This window comes from Ruegeria sp. BJ3, assembly GCF_056535665.1.
This window is the reverse complement of sequence record NZ_JBQFIT010000001.1, coordinates 3,069,561-3,095,155: the sequence shown is the minus strand read 5'-3', so window position 1 is coordinate 3,095,155 and position 25,595 is coordinate 3,069,561. Positions and strand designations below refer to the sequence as shown.

Annotated in this window: 27 protein-coding genes; 12 read left to right on the top strand and 15 right to left on the bottom strand. The window is 60.6% G+C overall.

All coding sequences use genetic code 11. The features are described from left to right. The first annotated feature begins 200 nt into the window (after positions 1–200). From sdhC to ACR3EL_RS15555, 6 genes are all read left to right on the top strand, one after another. Complete coding sequence (gene sdhC, locus ACR3EL_RS15580) at positions 201–587, top strand: succinate dehydrogenase, cytochrome b556 subunit (protein WP_170343324.1); 387 nt, start codon at positions 201–203, stop codon at positions 585–587. An 11-nt stretch (positions 588–598) separates the two neighbouring features. Next, positions 599–970, top strand: a complete 372-nt coding sequence (gene sdhD, locus ACR3EL_RS15575) for a succinate dehydrogenase, hydrophobic membrane anchor protein (RefSeq protein ID WP_093963475.1) — start codon at positions 599–601, stop codon at positions 968–970. A 19-nt stretch (positions 971–989) separates the two neighbouring features. After that, positions 990–2,795, top strand: a complete 1,806-nt coding sequence (gene sdhA, locus ACR3EL_RS15570; protein ID WP_093963474.1) for a succinate dehydrogenase flavoprotein subunit — start codon at positions 990–992, stop codon at positions 2,793–2,795. A 12-nt stretch (positions 2,796–2,807) separates the two neighbouring features. Further along, positions 2,808–3,587, top strand: a complete 780-nt coding sequence (locus ACR3EL_RS15565; RefSeq protein ID WP_093963473.1) for a succinate dehydrogenase iron-sulfur subunit — start codon at positions 2,808–2,810, stop codon at positions 3,585–3,587. Positions 3,588–3,723: 136 nt separating this feature from the next. Then, a complete protein-coding gene (locus ACR3EL_RS15560) occupies positions 3,724–3,864 on the top strand; it encodes a hypothetical protein (protein ID WP_170342184.1) in 141 nt (46 codons plus the stop codon). 314 nt (positions 3,865–4,178) lie between these two features. Then, positions 4,179–5,024 (top strand): urea carboxylase-associated family protein, encoded by an 846-nt coding sequence (locus ACR3EL_RS15555; RefSeq protein ID WP_480722213.1) that lies wholly within the window; start codon positions 4,179–4,181, stop codon positions 5,022–5,024. A gap of 29 nt (positions 5,025–5,053) precedes the next feature. Here the strand turns inward: ACR3EL_RS15555 and deoD are convergent, their stop codons facing one another. From deoD to ACR3EL_RS15540, 3 genes are all read right to left on the bottom strand, one after another. After that, positions 5,054–5,764: a purine-nucleoside phosphorylase gene (gene deoD / locus ACR3EL_RS15550; RefSeq protein ID WP_170342180.1), complete on the bottom strand. Its 711-nt coding sequence runs from the start codon at positions 5,762–5,764 to the stop codon at positions 5,054–5,056. Positions 5,765–5,781: 17 nt separating this feature from the next. Continuing rightward, a complete protein-coding gene (locus tag ACR3EL_RS15545) occupies positions 5,782–6,099 on the bottom strand; it encodes an H-NS histone family protein (RefSeq protein ID WP_170342178.1) in 318 nt (105 codons plus the stop codon). A gap of 114 nt (positions 6,100–6,213) precedes the next feature. Then, positions 6,214–8,181 (bottom strand): protein meaA, encoded by a 1,968-nt coding sequence (locus ACR3EL_RS15540; protein WP_170342176.1) that lies wholly within the window; start codon positions 8,179–8,181, stop codon positions 6,214–6,216. Between the two features lie 146 nt (positions 8,182–8,327). Here ACR3EL_RS15540 and ACR3EL_RS15535 point away from each other — a divergent pair, with 146 nt between their 5' ends. The 6 genes from ACR3EL_RS15535 (at position 8,328) to ACR3EL_RS15510 (ending at position 15,224) form a co-directional block, all read left to right on the top strand. Then, the gene (locus ACR3EL_RS15535; protein ID WP_170342174.1) at positions 8,328–9,713 is read left to right on the top strand and encodes a 1-acyl-sn-glycerol-3-phosphate acyltransferase; all 1,386 of its coding nucleotides are present in this window, start codon (positions 8,328–8,330) and stop codon (positions 9,711–9,713) included. Positions 9,714–9,825: 112 nt separating this feature from the next. Continuing rightward, on the top strand, positions 9,826–11,112 hold the full coding sequence (gene ccrA / locus ACR3EL_RS15530; protein WP_093963466.1) for a crotonyl-CoA carboxylase/reductase: 1,287 nt from the start codon (positions 9,826–9,828) through the stop codon (positions 11,110–11,112). Positions 11,113–11,474: 362 nt separating this feature from the next. Then, entirely contained in the window at positions 11,475–12,194 is a 720-nt protein-coding gene (locus ACR3EL_RS15525; protein WP_170342173.1) for a helix-turn-helix transcriptional regulator, read from the top strand. Positions 12,195–12,276: 82 nt separating this feature from the next. Further along, on the top strand, positions 12,277–12,915 hold the full coding sequence (locus ACR3EL_RS15520; RefSeq protein ID WP_170342171.1) for an acyl-homoserine-lactone synthase: 639 nt from the start codon (positions 12,277–12,279) through the stop codon (positions 12,913–12,915). 51 nt (positions 12,916–12,966) lie between these two features. Beyond that, positions 12,967–14,499 (top strand): ATP-dependent DNA helicase, encoded by a 1,533-nt coding sequence (locus ACR3EL_RS15515; protein WP_170342169.1) that lies wholly within the window; start codon positions 12,967–12,969, stop codon positions 14,497–14,499. Further along, positions 14,496–15,224, top strand: a complete 729-nt coding sequence (locus tag ACR3EL_RS15510) for an SDR family oxidoreductase (protein WP_170342167.1) — start codon at positions 14,496–14,498, stop codon at positions 15,222–15,224. Before ACR3EL_RS15515 ends, ACR3EL_RS15510 begins: the two co-directional genes overlap by 4 nt. A 3-nt stretch (positions 15,225–15,227) precedes the next feature. Here the strand turns inward: ACR3EL_RS15510 and ACR3EL_RS15505 are convergent, their stop codons facing one another. The 12 genes from ACR3EL_RS15505 to ACR3EL_RS15450 form a co-directional block, all read right to left on the bottom strand. Next, positions 15,228–16,007, bottom strand: coding sequence for a TIGR02186 family protein (locus tag ACR3EL_RS15505; protein ID WP_170342165.1), 780 nt, complete (start codon positions 16,005–16,007; stop codon positions 15,228–15,230). Beyond that, the gene (locus tag ACR3EL_RS15500; RefSeq protein WP_093963459.1) at positions 15,994–16,914 is read right to left on the bottom strand and encodes a sulfite exporter TauE/SafE family protein; all 921 of its coding nucleotides are present in this window, start codon (positions 16,912–16,914) and stop codon (positions 15,994–15,996) included. Before ACR3EL_RS15500 ends, ACR3EL_RS15505 begins: the two co-directional genes overlap by 14 nt. A gap of 121 nt (positions 16,915–17,035) precedes the next feature. Then, positions 17,036–17,959 carry a sulfite exporter TauE/SafE family protein gene (locus ACR3EL_RS15495; RefSeq protein ID WP_170342163.1) on the bottom strand — a complete coding sequence of 308 codons (924 nt, stop codon included), beginning with the start codon at positions 17,957–17,959 and terminating at the stop codon, positions 17,036–17,038. A 90-nt stretch (positions 17,960–18,049) separates the two neighbouring features. Next, positions 18,050–19,018, bottom strand: a complete 969-nt coding sequence (locus ACR3EL_RS15490) for an ABC transporter permease (RefSeq protein ID WP_093963457.1) — start codon at positions 19,016–19,018, stop codon at positions 18,050–18,052. Then, positions 19,018–20,112: an ABC transporter permease gene (locus ACR3EL_RS15485; protein WP_170342161.1), complete on the bottom strand. Its 1,095-nt coding sequence runs from the start codon at positions 20,110–20,112 to the stop codon at positions 19,018–19,020. Before ACR3EL_RS15485 ends, ACR3EL_RS15490 begins: the two co-directional genes overlap by 1 nt. Before the next feature lies 1 nt (position 20,113). Next, entirely contained in the window at positions 20,114–21,643 is a 1,530-nt protein-coding gene (locus tag ACR3EL_RS15480) for an ABC transporter ATP-binding protein (protein WP_093963455.1), read from the bottom strand. Between the two features lie 112 nt (positions 21,644–21,755). Beyond that, positions 21,756–22,754 carry a BMP family lipoprotein gene (locus ACR3EL_RS15475; RefSeq protein ID WP_093963454.1) on the bottom strand — a complete coding sequence of 333 codons (999 nt, stop codon included), beginning with the start codon at positions 22,752–22,754 and terminating at the stop codon, positions 21,756–21,758. A 159-nt stretch (positions 22,755–22,913) separates the two neighbouring features. Further along, the gene (gene rimI, locus ACR3EL_RS15470) at positions 22,914–23,327 is read right to left on the bottom strand and encodes a ribosomal protein S18-alanine N-acetyltransferase (RefSeq protein ID WP_170342159.1); all 414 of its coding nucleotides are present in this window, start codon (positions 23,325–23,327) and stop codon (positions 22,914–22,916) included. Further along, positions 23,324–23,914, bottom strand: a complete 591-nt coding sequence (gene tsaB / locus ACR3EL_RS15465) for a tRNA (adenosine(37)-N6)-threonylcarbamoyltransferase complex dimerization subunit type 1 TsaB (RefSeq protein ID WP_480722212.1) — start codon at positions 23,912–23,914, stop codon at positions 23,324–23,326. The genes rimI and tsaB overlap by 4 nt, the downstream gene beginning before the upstream one ends. After that, positions 23,904–24,467, bottom strand: coding sequence for a NifU family protein (locus tag ACR3EL_RS15460; protein ID WP_480722211.1), 564 nt, complete (start codon positions 24,465–24,467; stop codon positions 23,904–23,906). Before ACR3EL_RS15460 ends, tsaB begins: the two co-directional genes overlap by 11 nt. A 68-nt stretch (positions 24,468–24,535) precedes the next feature. Further along, the gene (locus ACR3EL_RS15455; protein ID WP_480722210.1) at positions 24,536–25,129 is read right to left on the bottom strand and encodes a DsbA family protein; all 594 of its coding nucleotides are present in this window, start codon (positions 25,127–25,129) and stop codon (positions 24,536–24,538) included. Next, a complete protein-coding gene (locus ACR3EL_RS15450; RefSeq protein WP_170342153.1) occupies positions 25,129–25,584 on the bottom strand; it encodes a universal stress protein in 456 nt (151 codons plus the stop codon). Before ACR3EL_RS15450 ends, ACR3EL_RS15455 begins: the two co-directional genes overlap by 1 nt. Positions 25,585–25,595 lie beyond the last annotated feature (11 nt).

The following is a 25,595-nucleotide window of genomic DNA, read 5'->3' as shown; positions in this document are numbered from 1 at the left end:
TGATCACATTGCTTGACCCTTGAAAACGCTAACATTGGAGGGTTGGAATGCATTTTGTGATCACGAGAATATTTTGTGTGATCACGTTTCCGAATTATCGGCCGAATTGCGGGCGATTTGATCTTTTTTGCACGCGCAGCGCGTGACAGGGTCGCAAAATGGAGTAAAAACTTCGGTAGCCAACCTCAAAAGGAGCCGCCATGGCCGATGTCAATCGGGGGAACCGCCCGCTATCGCCGCATCTGTCGATCTATCGTCCGCAGTTGACCTCTGTCACTTCCATCCTGACCCGGATCACCGGCAACGCCATGTTGGTGGCCGCGCTGTTGATCGTCTGGTGGTTCCTGGCCGCAGCCACGTCGCCCGAAGCCTTTGATCGCGCCAATGGTGTGATCACGTCGCTCCTCGGGGACTTGGTCATGGCACTGTCGCTTTGGGGTCTTTGGTACCACACGCTGGCCGGTATCCGGCACCTAATCTGGGACAACGCGATCGGACTGGATATCCCGACAGCCTACAAGCTGGGCTGGGCGGTTGTGATCGGCTCTTTCGTGCTGACTTTTCTGACACTGTTGATCGTTGCCTGAGGGAGGCTGACATGCGTTATCTTACCGACCGCAAACGCGCCGTAGGCCTGGGATCGGCCAAGTCGGGTACCGAACACTTTTGGGCGATGAAGGTCAGCTCGGTTGCGCTGCTGATCCTTGTCCCGCTTTTTGTCTTCACATTCGGCCCCACGCTGGGACAGCCCTTTGACGTGGTGCTGGACTATTACTCGCGGCCATTCCCGGCGATCGTGGCGGCTCTGACGCTGGCCGTCGGGTTCAAGCATTTCGCTGATGGTGCCCAGGTGATGATCGAGGACTATGTGCACGGCACAATGGAAAAGGTTCTGATCATTCTCGTGAAGTGTCTCTCATATGGCGCCGCGGCGGCAGGTATCTTCGCCGTCGCCCGCATTGCCCTCTAACACCCCGGAGCTGAATGAAATGGCTGCTTACGAATACGAAACGCACGAATATGATGTGGTCGTGGTCGGCGCCGGTGGGGCCGGTCTGCGTGCCACGCTGGGCATGGCCGAACAAGGTCTGCGCACCGCTTGCGTAACCAAGGTTTTTCCGACCCGCTCGCACACCGTTGCGGCGCAGGGTGGCATTGCGGCGTCGCTGTCGAACATGGGCCCCGACCATTGGCAGTGGCACATGTATGACACCGTCAAGGGCTCGGACTGGCTGGGTGACACAGACGCGATGGAGTACCTTGCGCGCGAAGCACCCAAGGCCGTTTATGAGCTGGAGCATTACGGTGTGCCGTTTTCGCGTACCGAAGAAGGCAAGATCTACCAACGTCCCTTTGGTGGCCACACGACCGAATTCGGTGAGGGCCCCGCAGTTCAGCGCACCTGTGCCGCTGCCGACCGGACCGGTCACGCGATCCTGCACACGTTGTACGGGCAGTCACTGAAGAACAACGCGGAATTTTACATCGAGTATTTCGCCATCGACCTGATCATGTCCGAAGACGGGCAGTGCCAAGGCGTTGTCTGCTGGAAGCTGGACGACGGCACCATGCACGTCTTTAATGCCAAGATGGTGGTGTTGGCCACTGGTGGTTACGGCCGCGCCTATTTCAGCGCGACCTCGGCCCACACCTGCACCGGCGACGGCGGCGGCATGGTGGCCCGTGCCGGCCTGGCCTTGCAGGACATGGAGTTCGTGCAGTTTCACCCGACCGGCATCTACGGCTCGGGCTGCCTGATCACCGAAGGTGCCCGCGGCGAAGGCGGATATCTGACCAACTCGGAAGGTGAACGGTTCATGGAGCGCTACGCGCCCCAATACAAGGACCTCGCACCGCGCGACTATGTCTCGCGTTCGATGACCATGGAAATCCGCGAAGGGCGCGGCGTCGGTCCCGAAGGCGACCATATTCACCTGAACCTGAGCCATCTTCCGGCCGAAGCCCTGCACGAGCGTTTGCCGGGCATCTCGGAAAGCGCAAAGATCTTCGCCGGCGTGGATGTCACCAAGGAACCGATCCCGGTTCTTCCGACGGTGCACTACAACATGGGCGGTATTCCGACCAACTATTGGGGCGAGGTGTTGAACCCGACCGCCGACGATCCGAACGCTGTCGTGCCCGGCCTGATGGCCGTGGGCGAAGCTGGTTGCGCGTCGGTTCACGGAGCGAACCGGTTGGGGTCGAACTCGTTGATCGACCTCGTGGTCTTTGGCCGCGCCGCGGCGATCCGGGCGGGCAAGGTCGTCGACCCCGAAACGCCCAACCCGGTCCTGAACCAGGCCTCGGTCGACAAGGCGTTTGATCGGTTCGATGCGGTGCGCAATGCCAGCGGTGCAATCCCGACGGCCGATCTACGGCTTGAGATGCAGAAAACCATGCAGGCGGATGCTGCGGTGTTCCGGACAGCCAAGACCCTGGCCGAAGGGGTCGAGAAGATGACCGCAATCGCGGCCAAGATGGAGGATATCAAGGTCACGGATCGCAGTCTGATCTGGAACAGCGACTTGATGGAGACGCTGGAACTGACCAACCTGATGCCCAACGCGCTTGCCACTATCGTCGGCGCCGAAGCGCGGAAGGAATCCCGCGGCGCTCATGCACACGAAGACTTCACCGAGCGCGATGACGAAAACTGGCGTGTTCACACCGTGTCCCGGGTTGACGGGAACAAGGTCGAACTCAGCTATCGCCCGGTCATCGTCGATCCGCTGAGCACCGAGGCTGAAGGCGGTATCAGCCTTGAAAAGATCGCGCCCAAGGCGCGGACATTCTGAGGAGAGGAACACATGGTCCAACTGACCCTCCCTACGAATTCCCGGATTACGACGGGCAAGACCTGGCCGAAGCCGGAAGGCGCGAGCAACGTGCGTAAGTTCCAGATCTATCGCTGGAATCCGGATGACGGGCAGAACCCTCGGGTCGACACCTACTTCGTCGACATGGACGATTGCGGGCCGATGGTTCTGGATGCGCTGATCTACATCAAGAACAAGGTCGACCCGACCCTGACCTTCCGCCGGTCGTGCCGCGAGGGGATCTGCGGCTCCTGCGCGATGAACATCGACGGGATCAACACGTTGGCTTGCATCTACGGCATGGACGAGATCAAGGGCGACGTGAAGATCTACCCACTGCCGCACATGCCGGTGGTCAAGGACCTGATCCCGGATCTGACCCATTTCTATGCGCAGCACGCTTCGATCATGCCGTGGCTGGAAACCAAGACCAACCGGCCGGCTAAAGAGTGGCGGCAGTCGATCGAGGACCGCAAAAAGCTGGACGGCCTATATGAATGCGTGATGTGCGCCAGCTGCTCGACCTCGTGCCCCAGCTATTGGTGGAACGGCGACCGGTACCTTGGCCCCGCCGCGCTGCTGCATGCCTATCGCTGGATCATCGACAGCCGCGACGAGGCCACCGGCGAGCGTCTGGATCAGCTTGAGGATCCGTTCAAGCTGTATCGGTGCCATACGATCATGAACTGTGCAAAGACCTGCCCCAAGGGGCTAAACCCGGCCAAGGCGATTGCCGAGATCAAGAAGATGATGGTCGAACGCGCAGTTTGACCGATGACGACCAACGCGCTTGCCGCGTTGCGGCAAGTGCATGGCCCACATGCGAAATCATTGGATGTGGGCCGCCCTGGCCAAGGCTATGTTCGGTATCGGGGAGGAGTGACGGATTGGAAACAGGATCACTCCGATGAAGAACGAATCCAAAAAAACAAACGCAGCCAAAGCCTTGGAATATCTTGAGCAAGCCTGGGCCTACTACGAGCCTGAGCCGGTCAAGCCTGCAAAGGATGCAGAGCCGGAGCTGTTTGAATACGCCAACGCGGCCTGAGTTTGCCGCCAAGTCTTGAGTCCCGGCGCATATTGCGCGAAGCAGGGGAATGCCTGTTCTTCTGCTTCTGCTCGGCGCCGGCGTGTTCGCCTATTTCGTCTGGCGGTCACGCACGTCTTCTTTGACCCGCGACTGCCGGTGGCGGCAGCACAGGCATGCCGGCACGTGGAGTTGTGCGTATTGCGGGGCGGTTTCCGTCTCCGAGACGCAGCCCACGCGGTGCGAACGGAAATAAGCCTTATTGCCTGAGGGAAACGGGGTTTTCCCAAAGGTCATTCTGGGTCAATCTGCGCAAAACAGCGGAAAGATGCAGAATGCCAAATCCTCCTTCGGATGCCGCCGCCCGCCGCGGGATCGCTCCGGTCATTTGCTACCCAAATGACACCCTGCCCAGCGTTGACCTTGACCTGCTGCTGGACGCCCGAAAGAGCGCGCGAAAGACAGCCGAAGTTCTGGTGCCGCCACGTGATGCCCGCTGCTTTGAGGCGCCGGCCGGACACTTCTTTCGGATCACCTCGGTCGAAGGCCCGCAGGTCGGCGACCTGAACCTGTGGAACCTGCACGACCTGAACGAACGTTTCTATTCGGGCAAGACGCGTGCATTGCATGGCACCCATGTCACGACCGGCAAGCGGCTATGGTCCAGCTTTCCCTTTCTGCGCCCGATGGCCACGATCGTTGCGGACACCTTGGACTGGTATGGAATCGATCAATACGGCGGGTCGGTGCATGACGTGATCGGAACGCGTTGCGATCCCTATACCGGAAACCTGCTGTCGGGCACTCAATACCATCATTGCTGCCACTCCAACCTGACCCGGGCGCTGGCTGACCATACTGGTCTGGAGATTCCGGTAGCCGAGCGTTTGGTGCACGACGTGTTGAACGTATTCATGTGCACCGGCTTTACCCGCGATACGGGGCAGTATTTTATGAAGGCTTCACCGGTTCGACCGGGTGACTACTTGGAGTTTTTCGCGGAAATCGACCTTCTGGGTGACCTCAGTGCCTGTCCGGGTGGGGATTGCTCGTCCGAACACTCGTCGGATACGGCCGCCTGTCACCCGCTGTTGGTCGAGGTTTTTGCACCTGCCGAAGGCACGCTGAGCGGCTGGCAAAGTCCGGCGCCCAATGGCTATGACCGTACGCATGGGCGCTGAGGCCCGGGGGTGACCCGGGCCGGTTTGTGTCAGGCGTTCGGGAAGGCGGCCTGCAGCGCAATTTCCACCATGTCACCAAAGCTGCTCTGGCGCTCGGACGAGGGCAGGGCCTCGCCGGTCAGAAGGTGATCGGAAACGGTCAGAACCGCCAAGGCCCGGCATTTGTGCCGCGCGGCCAGGATATACAATTCGGCTGCCTCCATTTCGACACCCAGGATTCCGTGACGCACCATCTGTTCGTTCAGGTCAGGGCGTTCGTCATAGAAAACGTCAGACGAGTAGATGCCGCCGATATGGGTTGCCGTGCCCTTGGCCTCGGCTGCTTTGGCGGCAGCCTGCAGCAGGCCCCAATCTGCACAAGGCGCAAAGTTGAGCTCTTTCATGATGCCCCGGGACGGGGTGCTGAGCGTCGTTGACGTCATGGCCAGGATAACATCCCGGACCTTCACGTTTTCCTGCATGCCGCCGCAAGACCCGATGCGGATCAGGGTTTTTGCACCGTAGTCCCGGATCAGTTCATTTACGTAAATGGACAGCGACGGCATTCCCATTCCGCTGCCCTGAATGGTGACCGGGTTTCCTTTCCATTCGCCGGTGAAACCCAGCATCCCGCGGACATCGTTGACTTGCCGCACATTGCTCAGAAAAGTTTCGGCGGCCCATTTCGCACGATACGGATCACCCGGCAAAAGCACGGTTTCGGCGATTTCACCTTTTTCGGCGCCAATGTGAATTGTCATTTTGATACTTTTCCCGTTCAGATTTCCAGATCGGAAATATCTGCACCGGCTTTCAGCGCTTCGTGGACCCATTTTGGTTTACGCCCACGCCCCGTCCAGGTTTGCGCCGGATCGGCCGGATTGCGATATTTTGCTTTGGCTTTCGATCCCTTGCCGGACCGAGTGGGCTGAGATGCCAAGTCGGACAAGGAAAACCCATAAGCGGCAGCTGCTTTTTCAGCGGCCATCAATGCTTCCTGACGCTCTCTGGCCTCAGCGTTTTCCAGCGCCTTATCGACCTGATCGCGCAATTCAAGCAATTCCTTACGCGACAGCTTGTCCAGATTTATGCCCATTGTCGTTCTCCGTACCCACCTGATTCATTTTTTACTCATCAGGCAACGTTACGGAGAATCCCAATCAATGGCCATTCTTTAAACGAAATGGGCAATGGAATTAATTCTGGGCGATTATTCCGCGGCCAGCGTTTTTGGATCGGCCAGCAAAACGATATCCCCCATAATGGCATTCAGCTCGAAATTCTTGGGCGTATAGACTTTGGCAACACCCATCGATCTGAGGCGATCCGCATCCTCGTCCGGGATGATGCCTCCGACGACAACTGGAATATCACCCAGACCTGCTTCTCGAAGGCGTGTCATCACTTCTTGAACCAGCGGCAGGTGGCTGCCCGACAGGATCGACAGGCCAATCACATGGGCTTGCTGCTCGATGGCCGAAGCGACGATTTCGTCGGGGGTCAGGCGGATGCCGTCATAGGTGATGTCCATGCCGCAATCGCGGGCGCGGAAGGCGATCTGTTCGGCGCCGTTGGAATGACCGTCCAGACCCGGCTTGCCGACCAGGAATTTCAGGCGACGCCCCAGGCGGTCGCTGACCGCATCCACCGCCGCCCGCAGGTCGTCCAAGCCTTCGGTCTTGTTCGAGACCGACCCCGAAACGCCCGTCGGGCCGCGATAGGTGCCAAAGACGCGGCGCATCTCTTCTGCCCATTCGCCGGTGGTGACACCGGCCTTGGCCGCGGCGATCGAGGGCTCCATGATGTTGGCGCCCGATTGCGCGGCGGCGCGCAGATCGGCCAGCGCCGCGACCACGGCGGCGTCATCGCGGGCGGCACGCCAGACGTTCAGGCGATCGATCTGTTCCTGTTCGACCGCCGGATCGACGACCATGATCCCGCCATCCTCGGTCTGCAGCGGCGAGGGCTCACCCTCGGTCCAGCGGTTCACGCCGACGACGATGGTCTCATTGCGCTCGATCCGGTTGAGCCGCTCGGCGTTGGAATCCACCAGCCGCGATTTCATGTAGTCGATCGCCGCAACCGCACCGCCCATCGACTCCAGATTGGCTAGCTCGGCCCGGGCGCCCTGCTTCAGTTCCTCGACTTTGGCATCGACCACCGGGTTGCCGTCGAACAGGTCGTCATATTCCAGCAGGTCTGTCTCATAGGCCAGGATTTGTTGCATTCGCATCGACCATTGCTGGTCCCACGGGCGCGGCAGGCCCAAGGCCTCGTTCCAGGCGGGCAGCTGCACCGCCCGGGCACGCGCCTTTTTCGACAGGGTCACGGCTAGCATCTCGATCAGGATGCGATAGACGTTGTTCTCGGGCTGCTGCTCGGTCAGGCCCAGCGAGTTGACCTGAACGCCATAGCGGAATCGGCGGAACTTGGGGTTTTCCACCCCATAACGTTGTTGCAGGATTTCATCCCAGAGGTCGACAAAGGCCCGCATTTTGCACATTTCGGTGACAAACCGGATGCCCGCATTCACGAAGAACGAGATGCGGCCGCACAGCGCCGGAAAGTCCTCGGCCGGAACGCGGGGGCGCAGCTCGTCCAGAACCGCGATGGCGGTGGCCAGCGCATAGGCGAGCTCCTGCTCGGGCGTCGCGCCGGCCTCTTGCAGGTGATAGGAACACACGTTCATCGGGTTCCATTTCGGTACGTTCGAATAACAGTACTCGGCAACATCCGCGATCATCTTGAGCGAGGGTTTGGGCGGGCAGACATAAGTGCCGCGGCTCAGGTATTCCTTGATCAGGTCATTCTGCACCGTGCCCTGCAGCTTGGACACATCGGCCCCCTGTTCCTCGGCCACCGCGATATACAGCGCCAGCAGCCAGGGGGCAGTGGCGTTGATGGTCATCGACGTATTCATCTGTTCCAGCGGGATCTGGTCGAACAGAACGCGCATGTCCCCCAGGTGGCAGACCGGCACGCCGACCTTGCCGACCTCGCCCCGGGCCAGGGTGTGATCGCTGTCGTATCCGGTCTGCGTCGGCAGATCGAAAGCCACCGACAGGCCGGTCTGCCCTTTGGCCAGGTTGGACCGGTATAGCGCGTTCGAGGCCTTGGCCGTGGAATGACCGGCATAGGTTCGGATGAGCCAGGGGCGGTCTTTCTGCGTCTGCGTCATGGTCAGAGCCTCATGCGTCAATGGGTAACAATATTTCTCTCATGGGTTCTAAAGCGCAATTTTCAGCACATGTCAATTCGCTGCGTTGCGGCATGTACGGCGTGCTGCCGATTGTGACAGCGGCGGTTTGATGGCACTGTGCGGGCATGACGCAGACCGTTGAGTTACCGATTTGGCTGTTTGTTCTGATCGTGGTGTTTGCCGCGGTCACTTTTGCTTCGCATTTCCTGTTCCCGTCGGTGCGCTGGTTCTTTCGCCGCCGGCTTGAACGGGCTGTTGAACGCTTGAACCAGCGCCTGCAACGGCCGATCCAGCCGTTCAAACTGGCCGAGCGTCATGACATGATCCAACGCCTGATCTATGACCCGCAGGTTGGTCAGGCTGTTCAGCACCACGCCGAAGAACATGGAATCCCCGAAGCGGTCGCGTTCGAGCAGGCCCGGCGCTACGCCCGGGAAATCGTCCCGTCGTTTTCGGCCTTCATGTATTTCAGCTTTGCCATTCGGTTGGCTCGATGGTTGAGCAACGCGTTCTACAATGTCCGCCTCAGCCACGAGGACGAGGCCGCATTGAAGGAGATCGATCCCAAAGCAACCGTGGTCTTTGTGATGAATCACCGGAGCAACATGGATTATGTTCTGGTGACCTATTTGGCCGCGCAACAGTCGGCGCTGTCCTATGCGGTGGGCGAGTGGGCACGGGTCTGGCCGCTCAGCCGGTTGATCCGCGCGATGGGGGCCTATTTCATCCGGCGCAAGTCCGGCAGCGAACTCTACCGGCAGGTTCTGGCCAGCTATGTGCGCCTGGCCACCAATGCCGGTGTGACTCAGGCGATGTTCCCCGAGGGCGGTCTGAGCCTCACCGGGTCTTTGGGACGACCCAAACTGGGACTGCTGAAATACATCATCGACGGCACCAGTCCCGATGGTCGCGACGTCGTGTTCGTACCGGTTGCGCTGAACTATGACCGGGTGCTGGAGGATACGATTCTGACCGCCGCCGCCTTGGGCAGCGAACGGCGGTTCCGCGCGCGGATCGGCGTGATTACAAGGTGGAGCCTGAAACAGATATGGCGCCGTATCATCGGGCGTTACAAACGGTTCGGTCTTGCCTCGGTTCGGTACGGCCTGCCCATTTCGCTGCAGGAGTTCCGCGAACAAGCTGGCCCCGACCTGATGACGGACCTGGCTCGAGAGCTGATGCGCCGGATTGGCCAGGCGATTCCTTTGGTTCCAGCGCCCGTTGCATGCTGGCTCGTTCGCGAAAACGGCACCATCTCCGAGTCTGACGTTCAGTCACGGATCGCCAAACTGATGCGGCGGGAAGGCGCGACGGACGAAGACCTGAAGGCCATTTCGCCAGCGATCGAACAACTGGTCGAACGGCGAATACTGAGCAGAAACAACGGTATGCTGTCGCCATCGGTCGAGCGGCTAGATCTTATGAAGTACTATGCCGCCTCAGCACCCATCGGCGAAGACCCAGATGGTTCTGCGGCTGCAAAAGAAATTTCTGCGGTTGCTGGGTCATAAAATTTCAATAATGATCCGAGATGGGTTGCAAAATTACTCGTGGGCCAATATTTCAGCCTATGAAGCGCGCGATTCTGCGTCGCGGCGAACATGTTTGACAGAGGAGGCCACAATGGCTTTGGACACCGACGGCGGCATCGCGTCCTACGAGGCACCGGAAAAAGACCTCTACGAGATGGGTGAAATCCCTCCGATGGGATATGTGCCCAAACAGATGTATGCATGGGCCATCCGCAAAGAGCGCCACGGTGAGCCCGACACTGCGATGCAGTTGGAAGTGGTCGATGTGCCCAAGCTGGACAGCCACGAAGTGCTGGTTCTGGTGATGGCGGCAGGCGTCAATTACAACGGCGTCTGGGCCTCGCTCGGCAAGCCGATCAGCCCCTTCGATGGTCACCAGGCCCCGTATCACATTGCCGGATCGGATGCTTCGGGCATCGTCTGGGCGGTGGGCGACAAGGTGAAACGCTGGAAGGTCGGCGACGAGGTCGTAATCCACTGCAACCAGGACGATGGCGACGATGAAGAGTGCAACGGCGGCGATCCGATGTATTCGCCCAGCCAGCGCATCTGGGGCTATGAAACGCCCGATGGGTCGTTTGCGCAATTCACCAACGTGCAGGCACAGCAGCTGATGCCGCGCCCCAAGCACCTGACCTGGGAGGAAAGCGCCTGCTACACGCTGACGCTGGCCACCGCCTATCGGATGCTGTTCGGGCATGAACCGCATGACCTGAAACCGGGCCAGAATGTTCTGGTTTGGGGCGCGTCGGGGGGGCTGGGCTCTTATGCGATCCAGCTGATCAATACGGCTGGCGCCAACGCGATCGGCGTGATCTCGGACGAAAGCAAGCGCGACTTCGTCATGGGGCTGGGCGCCAAGGGCGTCATCAACCGCAAGGACTTCAACTGCTGGGGCCAGTTGCCCACGGTAAACACGCCTGAATATGCCGAGTGGTTCAAAGAGGCCCGCAAGTTCGGCAAGGCGATCTGGGACATCACGGGCAAGGGCGTGAACGTCGACATGGTGTTCGAACACCCCGGCGAGAGCACCTTCCCGGTCTCGACCTTTGTCGTCAAAAAAGGCGGCATGGTCGTGATCTGCGCCGGGACCACCGGCTACAACCTGACCTTTGACGTTCGGTACATGTGGATGCACCAGAAGCGTCTGCAGGGTTCGCATTTCGCGCACCTCAAGCAGGCGTCCGCTGCAAACCGGCTGATGCTTGAGCGGCGTCTCGATCCATGCATGTCCGAAGTGTTCACTTGGAAAGAACTGCCCGAGGCGCACATGAAAATGATGCGGAACGAGCACAAGCCCGGCAACATGTCTGTCTTGGTTCAGGCCCCGCGTACGGGCATGCGGACCTTGGAAGAGGTTCTGGACGCCCGCGGTTGATCACCGCGCTTTGAAAGCAAGCGCCCGCGAATCGTTCAGACGGTTCGCGGGCGTTTTGCGTTCAGAAGATGGGATATTGTTTTTCAATGCCATGCAAATTCGGGACCCGCTGTTTTTGGGGAGTAGAAAGCAGTGAATAGGCAAGAAAACAGCGTACATGTTATGGTTGTGTTAACCCTTCGTTAACTGTTTCGGAGAGACCATGATGGCGCGAAATGAGTGGATACTGGACGTATTGTCGGACCTCAACGCCTTCGCCGTTGCGAATGGGTTGACCGCGCTGGCCGAGCAGCTTGACGACACCAGGCTGATCGCCGCGGCCGAAATTGCGTCCCTGAACGATGAGGCAAAAGCGCCGTCGAATGGGAACACAGTTCGATTTGAGCCAGGTCCTGGAGGATTTGGAAAACACCAGCACGCTTGACGAGCTGGGTGCGGTTGCTGTCCGCATCAGGGACAAACTGAAGGTCGATCACATCGTCTATCACTGGGTCGATGGCGCCGGCGATCAATATGGCTACACCACCTATCCGGATGCCTGGGCCGACCGATACCGTGAACGCAACTATCACCGAATAGATCCCGTAATCCTGGGCTGCTTCCAGCGGTTTCATCCGGTCAATTGGAAATCTCTGAACTGGTCCGGCAAGGTCGCAAAAGCCTTTCTGCAGGATGCTTTGGATCATGGTGTCGGCAATCAGGGCTATTCGATCCCAATTCGTGGGCCGAATGGCCAGTTCGCGCTTTTTACGGTCAATCACAGTTGCAGCGACGAGGCTTGGGGTGCCTTCATCGTGACCTACAGCCGCGAGTTGATACTGCTCGCCCACTACTTCAACCGCAAAGCATTGGATTTCGAGCAGGACCGAAGACCTGAATCCGCGCGCGGCCTCTCTCCGCGCGAGATCGACGCGATGACGCTGCTGGCCTTGGGCTACAGCCGGGCGCAGGTCGCGCACTCCCTGTCTATTTCCGAGCACACATTGCGTGTCTATATCGAAAGCGCCCGGTCCAAGCTGGGTGCTCTGAATACAACCCATGCCATCGCCACTGCCCTCAGCAGAGGATTAATAGTGGTTTAAGGCCCGCGCGAGGGCCACACGGGAAATTAACCACGACTTTGTACCCCCTTCGTTCCAGCACTGGACGACAAGGGGAAAAGTCATGCTGCGTTATGTTTACGCTGACGAGCTTCAAAAATATCCAAAATTGGCCGAGGGGATGTTTCGCGACCGCGCCGATCAATTCAAAACCCGCCTTGGATGGGATGTTCATGTCAATTCCAAAGGAGAGGAACGGGATCAGTATGATGATCTGAACCCGCTATATGTCATCTGGGAAGAGCCGGACGGCAGTCACGGCGGATCGATGCGGGTATTGCCCACGACTGGCCCTGTCATGATAAACGAGGTGTTCGGGCATCTGACGGGCGGCAGCCCAATCCGCGGCCCGCTGATCTGGGAAGTGACACGGTTCTGCCTGTCCCGCACCGCTCATCCACACACGGCCGGGGCAATCATGCTGAGCGGGGGGGAGATCATGGAAGGCTTCGGTCTTACCCACATCGCCGGGGTCTTTGATGCAAGGATGATCCGTATCTATCGGCTGATCGGTTCCTCGCCGGTGGTCTTGGCCTCTGAGGGGGCGGGCCGTGACCAGATCTCGGTCGGTCTTTGGCCCTATTCCGCTGACGATTGCAACCGCGTGGCCGAGCGGGCGGGCATTCCGCGTGAGCTGTCGCGATTGTGGTTCAAGACGGCGTTCGGGTCCGCCGCGCGGCATCGGTTCGCACTGACTGCCTGACGTTGTATTCCGCATCTGGCGCAGGTTGGCGCGGCCCTGTAGGGTCGCGCCATGTCTCTGCCCAAGGTTACTTTTTCCGAAGATCAGGCCGCCGCGTTCGACAGCATTGCCCAGATGCTGAAAACCGCAGGCGTGGACCTGGAAGACGATGCGCTGCTCAAGCTGCCCGGCCAAGGCGAATCGGGCGTGATGGCGGTGATCGGCAAGGCCGGGTCGGGCAAGACCCTGCTGTTGGCCGAACTCTACAAGGCGCTGGCCGAGACCGGAGTTCGGATCGTCTCGGGCGACTATGAAAGCCGCAAATCGAAAGACAAGCGCAGCCTTGCCATTTTGGCCCCGACCAACAAGGCCGCCAGCGTGTTGCGATTGCGCGGTGTTCCGGCCACCACCATTCACCGCATTCTGTACACGCCGGTCTATGATCCGGAATACGAACGGATCGCCGAGTGGCTGGCGGGCAATGACGACCGCCCCGAGATCGAAGGCCTGACCGACGAGGCGTTGGACCGCGCGGCCGCGTTCTATGCCAACAACAAGTCCATCCCGGGTGCCCTGGCCGCCGCCGGCCTGCGCGGGTCGGATTTCATAACCGGATGGAAACGTCGCGACGAGCCGCTGGATATCGGGTTCGTCGATGAAGCCTCGATGCTGGACGACCGCCAGTTCGAGGATCTCAAAGAAATTTTTCCTACCTTGTTGCTGTTCGGCGATCCGGCACAGTTGGCACCGGTGAATCAGTCCGGGTCGATGGTGTTCGATGCTTTGCCCGAACCGCGCAAGCTGATCCTGCACCGGGTGCACCGGCAAGAGGCCGACAACCCCATTCTGGACCTGGCCCATGCGCTGGCCGATCCTGCCATGGGGTTCGAGGATTTTGAACGTCTTGTCGAGCAGACCGCCCGCACGGATGACCGTGTGGTCTGGGGCCAGCGGGTCGAGGTCGACCTGATGGCCCGCAGCCCGGTTCTGGTCTGGCGGAACGCGACGCGTATCCGGCTGATCCAGGCCTTCCGTCAGGTGCATGGCGCCCCCGAGACCGAGCTGTTGGAAGGCGAACCGTTGATCTGCGACGGGATCGAGCTGCCGCTGAAGCACCGCAAGAAACGGCTCGACCTCGAGGCGCGCGGGCTGATCAAGGGCGCGCAGGTGATCTATCTGGGGCCGGGGCGCAAGCCTGGGTTCTCGCGGCTGCATGTCATGGGGGCCGAAGACCCGCAGGTCAGCGCCGCGTCGATCGTGCAGATCGAAAAACCGGACGAGGAAGAGCCCTTCATCCCCTTTGCCGCGCGCATGGGGGCCACGTTTCTGCATGGGGCCGCCGTGACGATTCACAAGGCGCAAGGCTCGCAATGGGACACGGTGCAGGTCTTTGCACCTGACCTTTATGCCGCCGCCCGCATGGGCCGGACCGAGGCCGGGCAACCCCTGTGGAAACGGCTGGCCTATGTGGCCATCACCCGCGCGCAAGAGCGGCTGATCTGGGTGGTGCGCAACCGGCTGTCCAAACCAAGCCACCCGTTGCGGGTTCACGACCTGCGCGCGGTTTCGGCCGCAAAACTTACGCTGGAGGCGGAGGAGACGTGAACACGATCATCGTAACCGGGGCGAGTTCGGGCATTGGGCGGGCGACGGCCGAGCTGTTTCTGGACCAGGGTTGGACGGTCGGCCTGCTGGCGCGCAGTGCGGACAAGCTGAGCCAGATGGCCGCAACGCGCGAAAACGCCATTCCCCTGGTGGCCGACGTAACCGACCCCCAAGCGGTGTCGGCGGCGTTCGATGAATTTCAGGCGCAGGCTGGACGGTTGGATGTTCTGTTCAACAACGCGGGGATCCTTGCCCCCGCGGGAATGATCGACGAGATCACGCTGGACGACTGGTATCAGAGCGTCAACGTGAACCTGAACGGGATGTTTCTGGGTGCCCGCGCGGCCTTCGGCGCGATGCGCAGGCAGGTGCCCCAGGGGGGGCGCATCATCAACAACGGCTCGATCGCGGCGCATGTACCGCGCCCGAATTTGGTTCACTACACCGCCACCAAACACGCGATAACCGGGCTGACACGAAGCCTGTCGCTTGACGGCCGCGCTCATGGTATCGCCTGTGGGCAGATTGACATCGGAAATGCCAGAACCCAGATGGTGCAGACCCTGGTCGATAGGGCGGTTGCTGAAGGGCGAGAGCCTGATCCGACGATGGCGCTCGAAGATGCCGCGCGCTCGGTCCTGCACATGGCCAGCCTGCCGCCCGAAGCCAACGTCCAGTTCATGACCGTGATGGCAACGACGATGCCGTATATAGGGCGCGGGTAGCGGTCAGTTTTCGCGCAGCAGTCGGAAAGCCGTCGAAGCGCCCCAGCCTGCGGCGATGGCAATGACAAGGGACATCAACCCGTACCAGACCGGCTGTTGGCGCGACATGTTGTAGAGAAACCGTTCGAGCCCGACTTTCCGAACGTCGATAACCGTCTCGAACTGCGAAATGACTTCGCCATTCCGCATCAGGAAGATGCGGGTCAGGTAGTCGCCTTCGGTCAGGTCGGCCGGCATCTCGATGGAGGTGCGGAATAGCGTTTGCTCATCCACGGCAACCGTGTTCTCACGGATCGAATACAGGCCCTCATCCTCGCGGATCCTGACGACAGCCCGGGCGAAATTCTGCGCCTCCCGGATATGCATGGCCGCCCCGACGGACCGGATCGCGCGCCGGATCGAGATGCGATAGCGCAGGTCTTCGGTGTCGGTGATGATGTCTGTGAACGGCGCGCTTGTGGCGACTGCGTAGAAGCTGGGTGCGGAATCGACCAGAACGCTGTCGGTATTCACCCAGATGCCGAATTTCTTTTCCTTGCGCCGCACCATGACCGGCTCGGACGGGCCCGCGACTGCCACGATCACCTCAAGCGGAGGGCCGGGCGGGATCGGCGCTTCGCGCTTGACGGCGCCAAAGATCAGAATCTCGGATCCATCGAAATCGGCGGTGATGGCTACGCGATCCTGGCTGAGGCCAAGAACGACCTGCTCATCCGCAGCGTGGACGGGGATGGTCAGGAACACAAAGGCGATGAACCAGCGCAACACGTCAATGCCCCCCATCGGTGCCAAGCGAATAGAGCTCGGCCGGTTGCAACAAAAGATCCAGGGCCAGCTTGCCGCAAACCGCCAAAACAAGAGCGGCCAGCAGAACGCGCAGCTGCTCGGCCGGGATGCGTGCCCCCAGCACGGTCCCGATCTGAGCCCCGATCACCCCGCCAACCAACAGTAGGACAGCCAGCACGATATCGACCGTAAAGTTGGTCGTGGCGTGCAGCATGGTGGTGAAGCCAGTGACGAAAATAATCTGGAAAAGGGATGTCCCCACAACCACTTTGGTCGGCATTCCCAGCAGGTAGATCATGGCGGGCACCATGATGAACCCGCCGCCCACGCCCATGATCGCCGACAACACGCCGACGAACAGGCCGACAAGCACCGGCGGGATGACTGAGATATACAGCCCCGAGGTCCGGAACCGCATCTTGAACGGCAGGGCGTGGATCCACCCCCTCTGGCGCCGTTTGACAGGGACTGCACCGGCTTTTCGGGACCTGCGCAGTGCATTGAGGCTTTCAAAGAACATCAGCCCGCCAATGACGCCCAGAAAGACGACATAGCAGAGCTTGACCAGCAGATCGACCTGACCCAGGCTTTTGAGATAGTTGAAGAAGACAACGCCCACGGCGGCGCCGATCAGACCACCCACAAGAAGGACCGTGCCCATCTTCAGATCGACCGTCTTTCTTCGGAAATGCGCCAGCACGCCCGAGAATGACGAGGCAACGATCTGGTTCGCCTCGGTTGCCACGGCAACAGCGGGTGGGATGCCGATAAAGAACAGCAGCGGGGTCATCAAAAAGCCGCCACCGACACCGAACATGCCGGACAGAATTCCCACCATGCCGCCGAGGCCCAGCAGCAGAAAGGCGTTCACGGAGACTTCGGCGATAGGCAGATAGATATGCATGTGGTCTAGCCGATCCGTGCTGCGGTGGACTGGTTACAACGATCAAAGGTGGGTGCGCTGCGTTGGGCGAGGGAATGCACTGGCGAGTACACGGCGGTTTCGAGGGAAAAACTGGTCACGGTCAAACCCCCGCCAATTCAGATAGCGAATAGAATTCTGTCGGAGTCACGATCAGTTCCAGCCCAACTTTTCCGGCCACGATCATGACCAGTACCGCCAGCAAAACCCGCAGCTGCTCAGCCTTCAGCCGGGCGCCGACCATGCTGCCGAACTGGGCCCCAACGACACCCCCGATCAACAGGAACAAGGCCAGCACGATATCCACGCTGAAGTTGGTCGAAGCGTGGATCATCGTCGTGAACCCGGCCACGAAAATGATCTGAAACAGCGAGGTTCCGATCACCACCTTTGTTGGCATACCCAGAATATAAATCATTGCCGGAACCATGATGAACCCGCCGCCAACGCCCATGATGGCCGACAGGATTCCGACGCCAAAGCCGACCAGGATGGGTGGAATGACCGAGATGTACAGGTTTGACTCGCGGAACCGCATTTTGAACGGCAGCGCATGAACCCAGGTGCGTTGGCGACGTGCGGTCGGTGGGGTGCCGCCCGCTGCCCGTGACCGGCGGATTGCACGCAGGCTCTCAACGAACATCAAGGTGCCGATGAGGCCAAGAAACACGACGTAACACAGCTGGACCGCCAGATCGACCTGCCCCAAATGCTTGAGATAGTTGAAGACGAGCATCCCCAGCGTCGCGCCCAGCAGGCCGCCACCCAGCAGAACCGATCCCATCTTCAGGTCTACGGTCCTGCGCTTGAGATGGGCCATCAGCCCCGAAAATGAGGATGCCACGACCTGGTTGGCCGATGTCGCCACGGCGACTGCGGGCGGAATGCCAATCAGAAACAGCAGTGGCGTGATCAGAAAACCGCCTCCCACTCCGAACATGCCGGACAGAACGCCCACGGAAACACCAATCGCCAGCAGCATAAACGGGCTAACGGATACTTCGGCTATGGGAAGGTAGACGTGCATACCCCCTTAGAGCGCTTGCGGCATGCAAAATCAACTCTGCATGCCGCTTTGCAGCAAACAGGACTGAAAACCAGTCCTGAACTGGCCTTATCAGCGCTCTTTCACATAGGGCTCGCCACCGGCCCTTGGCGGGACCGCTTTGCCGACGAAACCCGCCAGGATCACCACGGTCAGAATATAGGGCAGCGCGTCCATGACCTGAACGGGGATTATGATGCCGCCCAGGTCGATATTCTGGAACCGCAAAGCAACCGCCTGCAGCAGCCCGAACAGCAAACACGCCCACATGGCGTGCCACGGCCGCCACTTGGCAAAGATCAGTGCGGCCAGTGCGATAAAGCCCCGGCCAGCCGTCATGTCTTTGACGAACCCTGCCTGCAACGCAGTAGCCAAATAGGCCCCGGCGATGCCACATAGCACGCCACAGATGGCGACGGCTGCGTAGCGAAGCCCCACCACCGAGACGCCGGCGGTGTCCACTGCCGCCGGGTTTTCACCCACGGCGCGCAGGCGCAGGCCAAAGCGGGTGCGGAACAGCACCCACCAGGTTGCGGGCACCATCAGGAACGCCACGTAAACAAGAATCGAGTGGCCTGAGAGCAGCTCGGCATAGATGGGGCCGATGATCGGCACACCGCTCAGTGCCTCGGCGAAGGGGAAGTTGATTGGCTCGAACCGGCCGCCTCCGAACAGCGACGGCGTGCGGCCGCCTTGCTGGAACCAGTCCTGCGCTACCAGCACGGTCATGCCGGCAGCCAGGAAGTTGATGGCGACACCGGAAATCAGCTGGTTGCCCCGGAACGTGATCGAGGCAAGCCCGTGCAGGCCAGACAGCGCCAAGGACGATGCGATGCCGGCCAGCAGGCCCAGCCATACCGACCCGGTGACCGCGGCAACGGCGGCCGAAAAGAATGCCGCCATCAGCATCTTGCCTTCCAGTCCGATGTCGAAAATGCCAGCGCGTTCCGAATACAAGCCGGCCAGGCAGGCCAGCAGCAGCGGTGTGGCCAGGCGAATGGTCGAGTCCAGAACCTGGACGATCGTCAGGAACAACTCCATCAGTTCGCCTCCTTCCGCAGGGCCAGGAACAGCTTTTCAAGCGGCATACGGACCATGTTGTCCAGCGCCCCGGTGAACAGGATCACCAATGCCTGGATCACCACAATCAGTTCGCGCGGGATCGAGGTCCACAGCGCCAGTTCAGCGCCCCCCTGATAGAGGAAGCCAAACAGGATGGCCGCGAGGAATACGCCGAACGGGTGCGAGCGGCCCATCAGGGCCACCGCGATGCCGATGAAGCCCGCGCCCTCGGTCGAGTTCAGAACCAGCCGCTCGGCCTCACCCATGACGTTGTTGATTGCCATCAGGCCCGCCAGAGCGCCCGAAATCAGCATCGCCACGATGGTGATGCGCACCGGCGAGATACCGGCATAGACCGCACCGGTTTCCGAATGCCCATAAGCCCGAATTTCATAGCCCAGGCGAGTGCGCCAGATCAGCGCCCAGACTACGATGCAGGCGATGACCGCGATGATCAGCGAGATGTTGGCCGGAGCCGCCTTGGAGAAGTTGATCGCGATCGGGGCCAGCATCTCGTGCAGGGTGGGCAGATGTACCGCCTCGGCAAAGCGGGCGGTCGCCGGGTCCTGCGAGCCGGCCGGTCGCATCACGTTGACCAGCATGTAGTTCAGCAGCGCCGCAGCGATGAAGTTGAACATGATCGTGGTGATCACGATATGGCTGCCGCGCTTGGCCTGTAGATAGGCCGGTATCGCAGCCCAAGCCGCGCCGAACAGCATGCCGGCGGCCATCGCAGCCAGCAGAGCGATGCTCCAATGCGGCCACGGCACATAGAGGCACACCATGGCTACGCCCAGTCCGCCCAACATGGCCTGACCCTCGCCACCTATGTTGAACAAACGCGCGTGAAAGGCCACTGCAACCGCAAGACCGGTGAACATGAAGTTGGTGGCATAATACAGGGTATAACCCCAGCCATAGGTCGACCCCAGCGCGCCGGTGACCATCAGGTTCACCGCCTCGACCGGGTTTTCGCCAATGGCCAGAATGACCAGTGTCGACAGGATTGCGGCCAGGATCAGACTGATGAGCGGGATCAGAATGACGTCGGCCCATTTGGGCATCTTATCCATGTTACGCGGCCTCCCCCGCAACACCGGCCATCAACAGGCCCAGTTCTTTTTCATCCGTTTCATGGGGCAGACGCTCGCCCATGATATGTCCGTCGAACATTACTGCAATCCGGTCGGACAGAGAGAAGATCTCTTCCAACTCGACCGAGACCAGCAGGATCGCCTTGCCCTGATCGCGCAGGGCGACGATCTGCTTGTGAATGAACTCGATCGCGCCGATGTCCACGCCGCGGGTCGGCTGGCCCACCAACAGCAAATCGGGGTTCCGCTCGATTTCGCGTGCAACCACGATCTTCTGCTGGTTTCCACCCGAAAAGTTCTTGGCCGACAGCCAGCCATTAGGCGGACGCACGTCGAATTTCTCGATCTTGCGTTCTGTGTCGGCGCGCAGTGCGGCGTTGTTCATGAAAATCCCGCGCTGATAGGCGGGGTCGCGGTGATAGCCGAAGGCCACGTTTTCCCAGGCGTGGAAGTCCATGATCAGACCTTCGCGTTGCCGGTCTTCGGGCACATGGGCGATGCCTTGGGCGCGCCGGGCCTGACCGTCGGCCTCGGGTCCGCTGAGCGCCAGAGGCGTACCATTCAGTTTGATCACGCCTGATCCCGGGCGCATCCCGCCCAACACTTCGAGCAGCTCGGACTGCCCGTTGCCGGCGACGCCTGCGATGCCCACGATCTCGCCCGCGCGGACGGTCAGGTCGATACCTTTGACGCGCTCGACGCCCGCCGAATCCGTCACCCGCAGGTTCTCGATTTCCAATATGGGCTTGCCGGGTTTGGCCGGCACCTTGTCGACGCGCAACAGAACCTTGCGCCCGACCATCAGCTCGGCCAACTCCTCGGGGTTGGTCTCGGCGGTCTTGACCGTGGCAGTCATCTGGCCGCGGCGCATCACCGACACGGTGTCGGTGGCTTCCATGATCTCGCGCAGCTTGTGGGTGATCAGGATGATGGTCTTCCCTTCGGCGCGCAGCCGGTCGAGGATGCGGAACAGCTGGTCGGCCTCGGCCGGGGTCAGCACCCCGGTGGGTTCGTCCAAAATCAGTATCTCCGCCTTGCGATACAGCGCCTTGAGGATTTCGACCCGCTGCTGCATTCCCACGCCGATCTCGTCGATGCGCTTGTCGGGGTCCACGAACAGCTCGTATTCTTCCTCGAGCTCTTTCAGCTCTTTCCGAGCCTTGGCCAGCGAGGGGGCCAGCAGCCCGCCATCTTCCGCGCCCAGAACGATGTTTTCCAGAACGGTGAAATTCTCGACCAACTTGAAATGCTGAAAGACCATGCCGATGCCCGCGGCGATCGCGGCCTGGCTGTCGGGGATGTCGGTCTTTTTACCGTTGATCCAGATTTCACCTTTGTCGGCCTTGTAGAAGCCGTACAGAATGCTCATCAGCGTGGACTTGCCCGCACCGTTTTCACCGATGATCCCGTGGATCGTGCCAGGGGCGACGCTGATCGAGATGTCCTTGTTCGCTTGGACTGGCCCAAAGGCTTTGGAAATCCCTTTGAGCTCGATGGCGGGGACTGTCATGTCTTGTCCTCGATTGCCGTAGAAGCTGCGCTGATTTCGCAATCATTCGGTCGTGGCGAAACAGCGGCATGAGTGGATGCGGGACGGGAGGTTTCCCCCGCCCCGCGCGATATCAGAACTGCAGTGCCGGGCAGCTGTCGTTCTCGTAGTAGCTGACGACGGTGACATTGCCGTCGATGATGTCGCGGCGCGCCTTTTCGACGGCGGCTTTCATCTCGTCGCTTACCAGCGAGGCGTTGTTTTCATCCATGGCAACGCCGACACCGTCCTGTGCCAGACCCATGGTGAACTTGCCGGTCTCGACATCTTCGCCTGCTTTCATGGCGTCATAAACGGCCACATCCACGCGCTTGAGCATCGAGGTCAGGACCTTGCCCGGGTGCAGGTGGTTCTGGTTGCTGTCCACGCCGATCGACAGGATGCCTTCGTCGGCCGCGGTCTGCAGAACACCGACGCCGGTACCGCCTGCGGCGGCGTAGATCACGTCAGCGCCTTGGCTGATCTGAGCTTTGGTCAGCTCAGAGCCCTTCACCGGGTCGTTCCATGCGGCCGGGGTGGTGCCGGTCATGTTGGCGACGACGTTGATGTCAGGGTTTACGGCCTTTGCGCCCTGGGCGTAGCCGCAACCAAAGTGCCGGATCAGCGGAATGTCCATGCCGCCGATGAAGCCGACGGTACCCGACTTGGATGCCATCGCGGCCATCATGCCGACCAGGTACGAGCCTTCATGCTCGGCGAACGAGACCTGGCGGATGTTCGGCGCGTCCAGCCAGCTGACGTCGACGGCGACGAACTTGGTGTCGGGATAGTCAGGTGCGACGGCGGCCAGCGGATCAGCCATGGCAAAGCCCATGGTGATGATCGGGTTTGCACCGGCTTCAGCGAAACGACGCAGGGCTTGTTCGCGCTGCGCTTCCGACTGCAGCTCGATTTCGCGATAAGACTTGCCGGTCTGGTCGGCCCAGCGCTTGGCGCCGTTATGGGCTGCTTCGTTGAACGATTTGTCGAACTTGCCGCCCAGATCGAAGATGATCGCTGGTTCGGCCAGCGCCGCTCCTGCGGTCAGTGCAAACGCGGCGGCCGCGCCCATCAAGGATTTCATCAGGGTCATCATATACTCCCGTTGTTTTTTATGGCTTCGGGGCAGGGGCTTTTGCCCAGCCCCGCTCAGAGCGAGCAGAACTGCTGTGATAGCGGCAATTAAGGCCGTCTGAAACAGCCATGGTCAACCGCTTTTTGACCATTTGGTCTCAGAAATGCCCGGCTTTCGTCAGGGTAGCGCGCGCTCCATCAAGATTGCATCTACTTTGTCAGCCTTGCCGCGTCGGTAATATCCCGGCCGAAGACCGCAGCGCGCATAGCCGCAACTTTGGTAGAGTGCAATGGCGGCCGCGTTGTCCGATGCCACCTCAAGAAACGCCCGGCGCGCACCCAGATCGCGAGCCCTGTCGTGCCATGCCTGCATGCAGACGCGGCCCAGACCCTGCCGCTGGTGATCGGGGTGCGTCGCGATGGTCAGCAGCTCGGCCTCGTCGCCGATGACCTGGATCAGGGCAAATGCTGTTTTGTTTCCAACGACATGGGTGAAGCGGTTGGCAAGCAGCTCAGCAAATTCATCGGCGGTCCATGGGCGGGACTGGGTGAAAGCCGCGCCGTGGGTCTCTGCCATTTCCTGTGGGGTCATGGGTCCAGCAAAGGCGGCGGCGTATCGCGCGACGGGGCGGCATCCGCGGGGCGAACGTACAGGGGGGCAGGGGAGTCTGACACAAGGTCAACACGTCCAGAAGCAATCCGGGCGATGGCCCGGACGACTGCATCCGCATCGTCGCACAAAAACAGGGCGCCAAGTGATTCTGCCTGTCCCAGCGTCATCAGTTGCGGCGTCCCGTCGGGCGCTTGCACATAAACTTGGTCGCGGGGGGCTGGAATGGCTGGGATCCGCCCTTCGGGTGCCAAGGCCGCCAAGGCTTCAAGGCCCGAAACGCCGATTGCCGGCTTGTTCAATCCAAGCGCCAGCCCTCGGGCGGCAGAGACCGAGATGCGAATTCCTGTGAAATTGCCCGGACCCGTCCCGACACCGATCGCGTCGATATCCGCCCAAGAAACCCCGCCTTCTGCCAGGATGTCCTGAAGCAGAGGCATCAGGCGTTCTGCCTGGCCTCGGGTCATGGTTTCGGCGCGGCTCAAGACGATGTCTGACCCGCGCAGCAAAGCGGCCGCGCAATGCGCGGCCGATGTGTCAAATGCCAGAATTGTCTGATCAGACTGCAACAGGGCGAACCTCGGTCACCTCGGGGATGTAATGACGCAGCAGGTTCTCGATCCCCATCTTCAGGGTCAGCGTTGAGGACGGGCACCCAGCGCAGGCGCCTTGCATATGCAGGTAGACGACGCCGCGGTCAAAGCCGTGGAAGGTGATGTCACCGCCGTCCTGCGCCACGGCGGGGCGCACGCGGCTGTCCAGCAATTCCTTGATCTGGTTGACGATTTCCGAGTCCTCACCCGAATGTTCAGCATGGCCGGACGCGGTTTCCACCCCGGCCCCCATCACCGGCTGGCCGGACTGGTAGTGCTCCATCACGGCGCCCAGGATGGCGGGTTTGATGTGGTCCCACTGTACGCCGTCGTCTTTGGTGACGGTCACGAAGTCATTGCCGAAGAAAACTCCGGTCACACCGCTGACCGCAAAGATGCGCTGCGCCAGCGGCGAGCTCTGCGCGGCTTCGGCAGTCGGGAAATCCGCTGTACCGGCCTCGAGCACGGTCTGACCGGGCAGGAATTTCAGCGTGGCCGGGTTGGGCGTGGATTCGGTCTGGATGAACATGGCGCGCTCCGTATCAGTTGGCTCTGATATGCGCGTCAGTGGCCGGGAAGTCAAGATTTGGAACGGTTCTAAATAGCTGCGGCCTGTCGGATTGCCATGTCCAGCCGGTCATCGCCCCAATAAAGCTCCTCATCCACGACAAAACTGGGGGCGCCAAAGATCCCCAGCGATTTGGCGCGGGCAACCTGGTCAAACAGAGCACTCTTGATGTCAGCGTCTGCGGTCCGGTCGATCATGTCCTCGGGGAGGCCGGCGGCGGACAGGGCGCTGCGCAGGACAGGCTCCTCCGAAACATTAAGGCCTTGGCCAAATTGTGCGGCGAAAACGGCGCGGGAGAACGCAGCGCGCGCTTCACCTTGTGGGATGGCAAGGGCAAGGCGTGCAGCCTTCAGGCCGTTTTGCGGAAACTCGGCAGGTCGGGTCAGGGGCAGGTCACGCTGCCGGCACAGCCGTTCCATGTCGCGCCACATGTACCGCCCCTTGGCCGGATAGATGTTGAACGGTGAGGTTTTCCACCCTTGCTCGGCAAAAATGGGACCCAGAAGGAATGGCTGCCAGTCCACCTGCACGCCGCAGGCTGCCGCGTCCCGTTCGACCCGCATGGCGCTGAGGTAGGAATAGGTCGAGGCGAAATCGAACCAGAAGTGTAGGGTGGCGGGCATCAGGTGATCTCTTCGAGCTTCTCCTTGCTCAGGTCGCCCGGAACGATGGTGATCGGAATCGGCAAGCTGCCGGAATTCCGCGTCAACTGAGTGACCAGTGGACCCGGGCCCTTCTTGTCGGTACCCGCACCCAGAACAAGGACGCCGATCTCGGGATCCGAGCGGACATGCTCAATGATCTGCGGAACGGGTTCACCCTCGCGGATCGCCAGTTCCGGCTCGATCCCCTGCTTGTCGCGCATCCACTTTGCAAATACCTCGAAATGCGCATGGATACGCTCGCGGGCTTCTTCCCGCATCACTTCGGCCACGCCGATCCAGTGATTGAACTCGTCCGGAGGAATGACCGAGAGGATGGTCACCCCCCCGCCCGTATGCGCAGCACGCATCGCGGCGAAACGCATGGCGTTCAGGCACTCGCGGCTATCGTCAAGAACTACAAGGAACTTGCGCATGAATGTCCTCT

Excerpts from the sequence above, each read along its gene's own strand:
- ACR3EL_RS15540 (WP_170342176.1), bottom strand. The coding sequence starts at position 8,181 with ATGACGCAGACGCAGAAAGACCGCCCCTGGCTCATCCGAACCTATGCC.
- ACR3EL_RS15480 (WP_093963455.1), bottom strand. The coding sequence starts at position 21,643 with ATGACAGTCCCCGCCATCGAGCTCAAAGGGATTTCCAAAGCCTTTGGG.
- ACR3EL_RS15460 (WP_480722211.1), bottom strand. The coding sequence starts at position 24,467 with ATGTTCATCCAGACCGAATCCACGCCCAACCCGGCCACGCTGAAATTC.
- ACR3EL_RS15490 (WP_093963457.1), bottom strand. The coding sequence starts at position 19,018 with ATGGAGTTGTTCCTGACGATCGTCCAGGTTCTGGACTCGACCATTCGC.
- ACR3EL_RS15520 (WP_170342171.1), top strand. The coding sequence starts at position 12,277 with ATGCTGCGTTATGTTTACGCTGACGAGCTTCAAAAATATCCAAAATTG.
- ACR3EL_RS15450 (WP_170342153.1), bottom strand. The coding sequence starts at position 25,584 with ATGCGCAAGTTCCTTGTAGTTCTTGACGATAGCCGCGAGTGCCTGAAC.
- ACR3EL_RS15535 (WP_170342174.1), top strand. The coding sequence starts at position 8,328 with ATGACGCAGACCGTTGAGTTACCGATTTGGCTGTTTGTTCTGATCGTG.
- deoD (WP_170342180.1), bottom strand. The coding sequence starts at position 5,764 with ATGACAATTCACATTGGCGCCGAAAAAGGTGAAATCGCCGAAACCGTG.
- ACR3EL_RS15500 (WP_093963459.1), bottom strand. The coding sequence starts at position 16,914 with ATGCATATCTATCTGCCTATCGCCGAAGTCTCCGTGAACGCCTTTCTG.
- ACR3EL_RS15515 (WP_170342169.1), top strand. The coding sequence starts at position 12,967 with ATGTCTCTGCCCAAGGTTACTTTTTCCGAAGATCAGGCCGCCGCGTTC.
- ACR3EL_RS15560 (WP_170342184.1), top strand. The coding sequence starts at position 3,724 with ATGAAGAACGAATCCAAAAAAACAAACGCAGCCAAAGCCTTGGAATAT.
- rimI (WP_170342159.1), bottom strand. The coding sequence starts at position 23,327 with ATGACCCCACAGGAAATGGCAGAGACCCACGGCGCGGCTTTCACCCAG.
- ACR3EL_RS15485 (WP_170342161.1), bottom strand. The coding sequence starts at position 20,112 with ATGGATAAGATGCCCAAATGGGCCGACGTCATTCTGATCCCGCTCATC.
- sdhA (WP_093963474.1), top strand. The coding sequence starts at position 990 with ATGGCTGCTTACGAATACGAAACGCACGAATATGATGTGGTCGTGGTC.
- ACR3EL_RS15455 (WP_480722210.1), bottom strand. The coding sequence starts at position 25,129 with ATGCCCGCCACCCTACACTTCTGGTTCGATTTCGCCTCGACCTATTCC.
- ACR3EL_RS15505 (WP_170342165.1), bottom strand. The coding sequence starts at position 16,007 with ATGGGGGGCATTGACGTGTTGCGCTGGTTCATCGCCTTTGTGTTCCTG.
- ACR3EL_RS15555 (WP_480722213.1), top strand. The coding sequence starts at position 4,179 with ATGCCAAATCCTCCTTCGGATGCCGCCGCCCGCCGCGGGATCGCTCCG.
- sdhC (WP_170343324.1), top strand. The coding sequence starts at position 201 with ATGGCCGATGTCAATCGGGGGAACCGCCCGCTATCGCCGCATCTGTCG.
- ACR3EL_RS15545 (WP_170342178.1), bottom strand. The coding sequence starts at position 6,099 with ATGGGCATAAATCTGGACAAGCTGTCGCGTAAGGAATTGCTTGAATTG.
- ACR3EL_RS15565 (WP_093963473.1), top strand. The coding sequence starts at position 2,808 with ATGGTCCAACTGACCCTCCCTACGAATTCCCGGATTACGACGGGCAAG.
- ACR3EL_RS15475 (WP_093963454.1), bottom strand. The coding sequence starts at position 22,754 with ATGACCCTGATGAAATCCTTGATGGGCGCGGCCGCCGCGTTTGCACTG.
- sdhD (WP_093963475.1), top strand. The coding sequence starts at position 599 with ATGCGTTATCTTACCGACCGCAAACGCGCCGTAGGCCTGGGATCGGCC.
- ACR3EL_RS15525 (WP_170342173.1), top strand. The coding sequence starts at position 11,475 with ATGGGAACACAGTTCGATTTGAGCCAGGTCCTGGAGGATTTGGAAAAC.
- ACR3EL_RS15495 (WP_170342163.1), bottom strand. The coding sequence starts at position 17,959 with ATGCACGTCTACCTTCCCATAGCCGAAGTATCCGTTAGCCCGTTTATG.
- ccrA (WP_093963466.1), top strand. The coding sequence starts at position 9,826 with ATGGCTTTGGACACCGACGGCGGCATCGCGTCCTACGAGGCACCGGAA.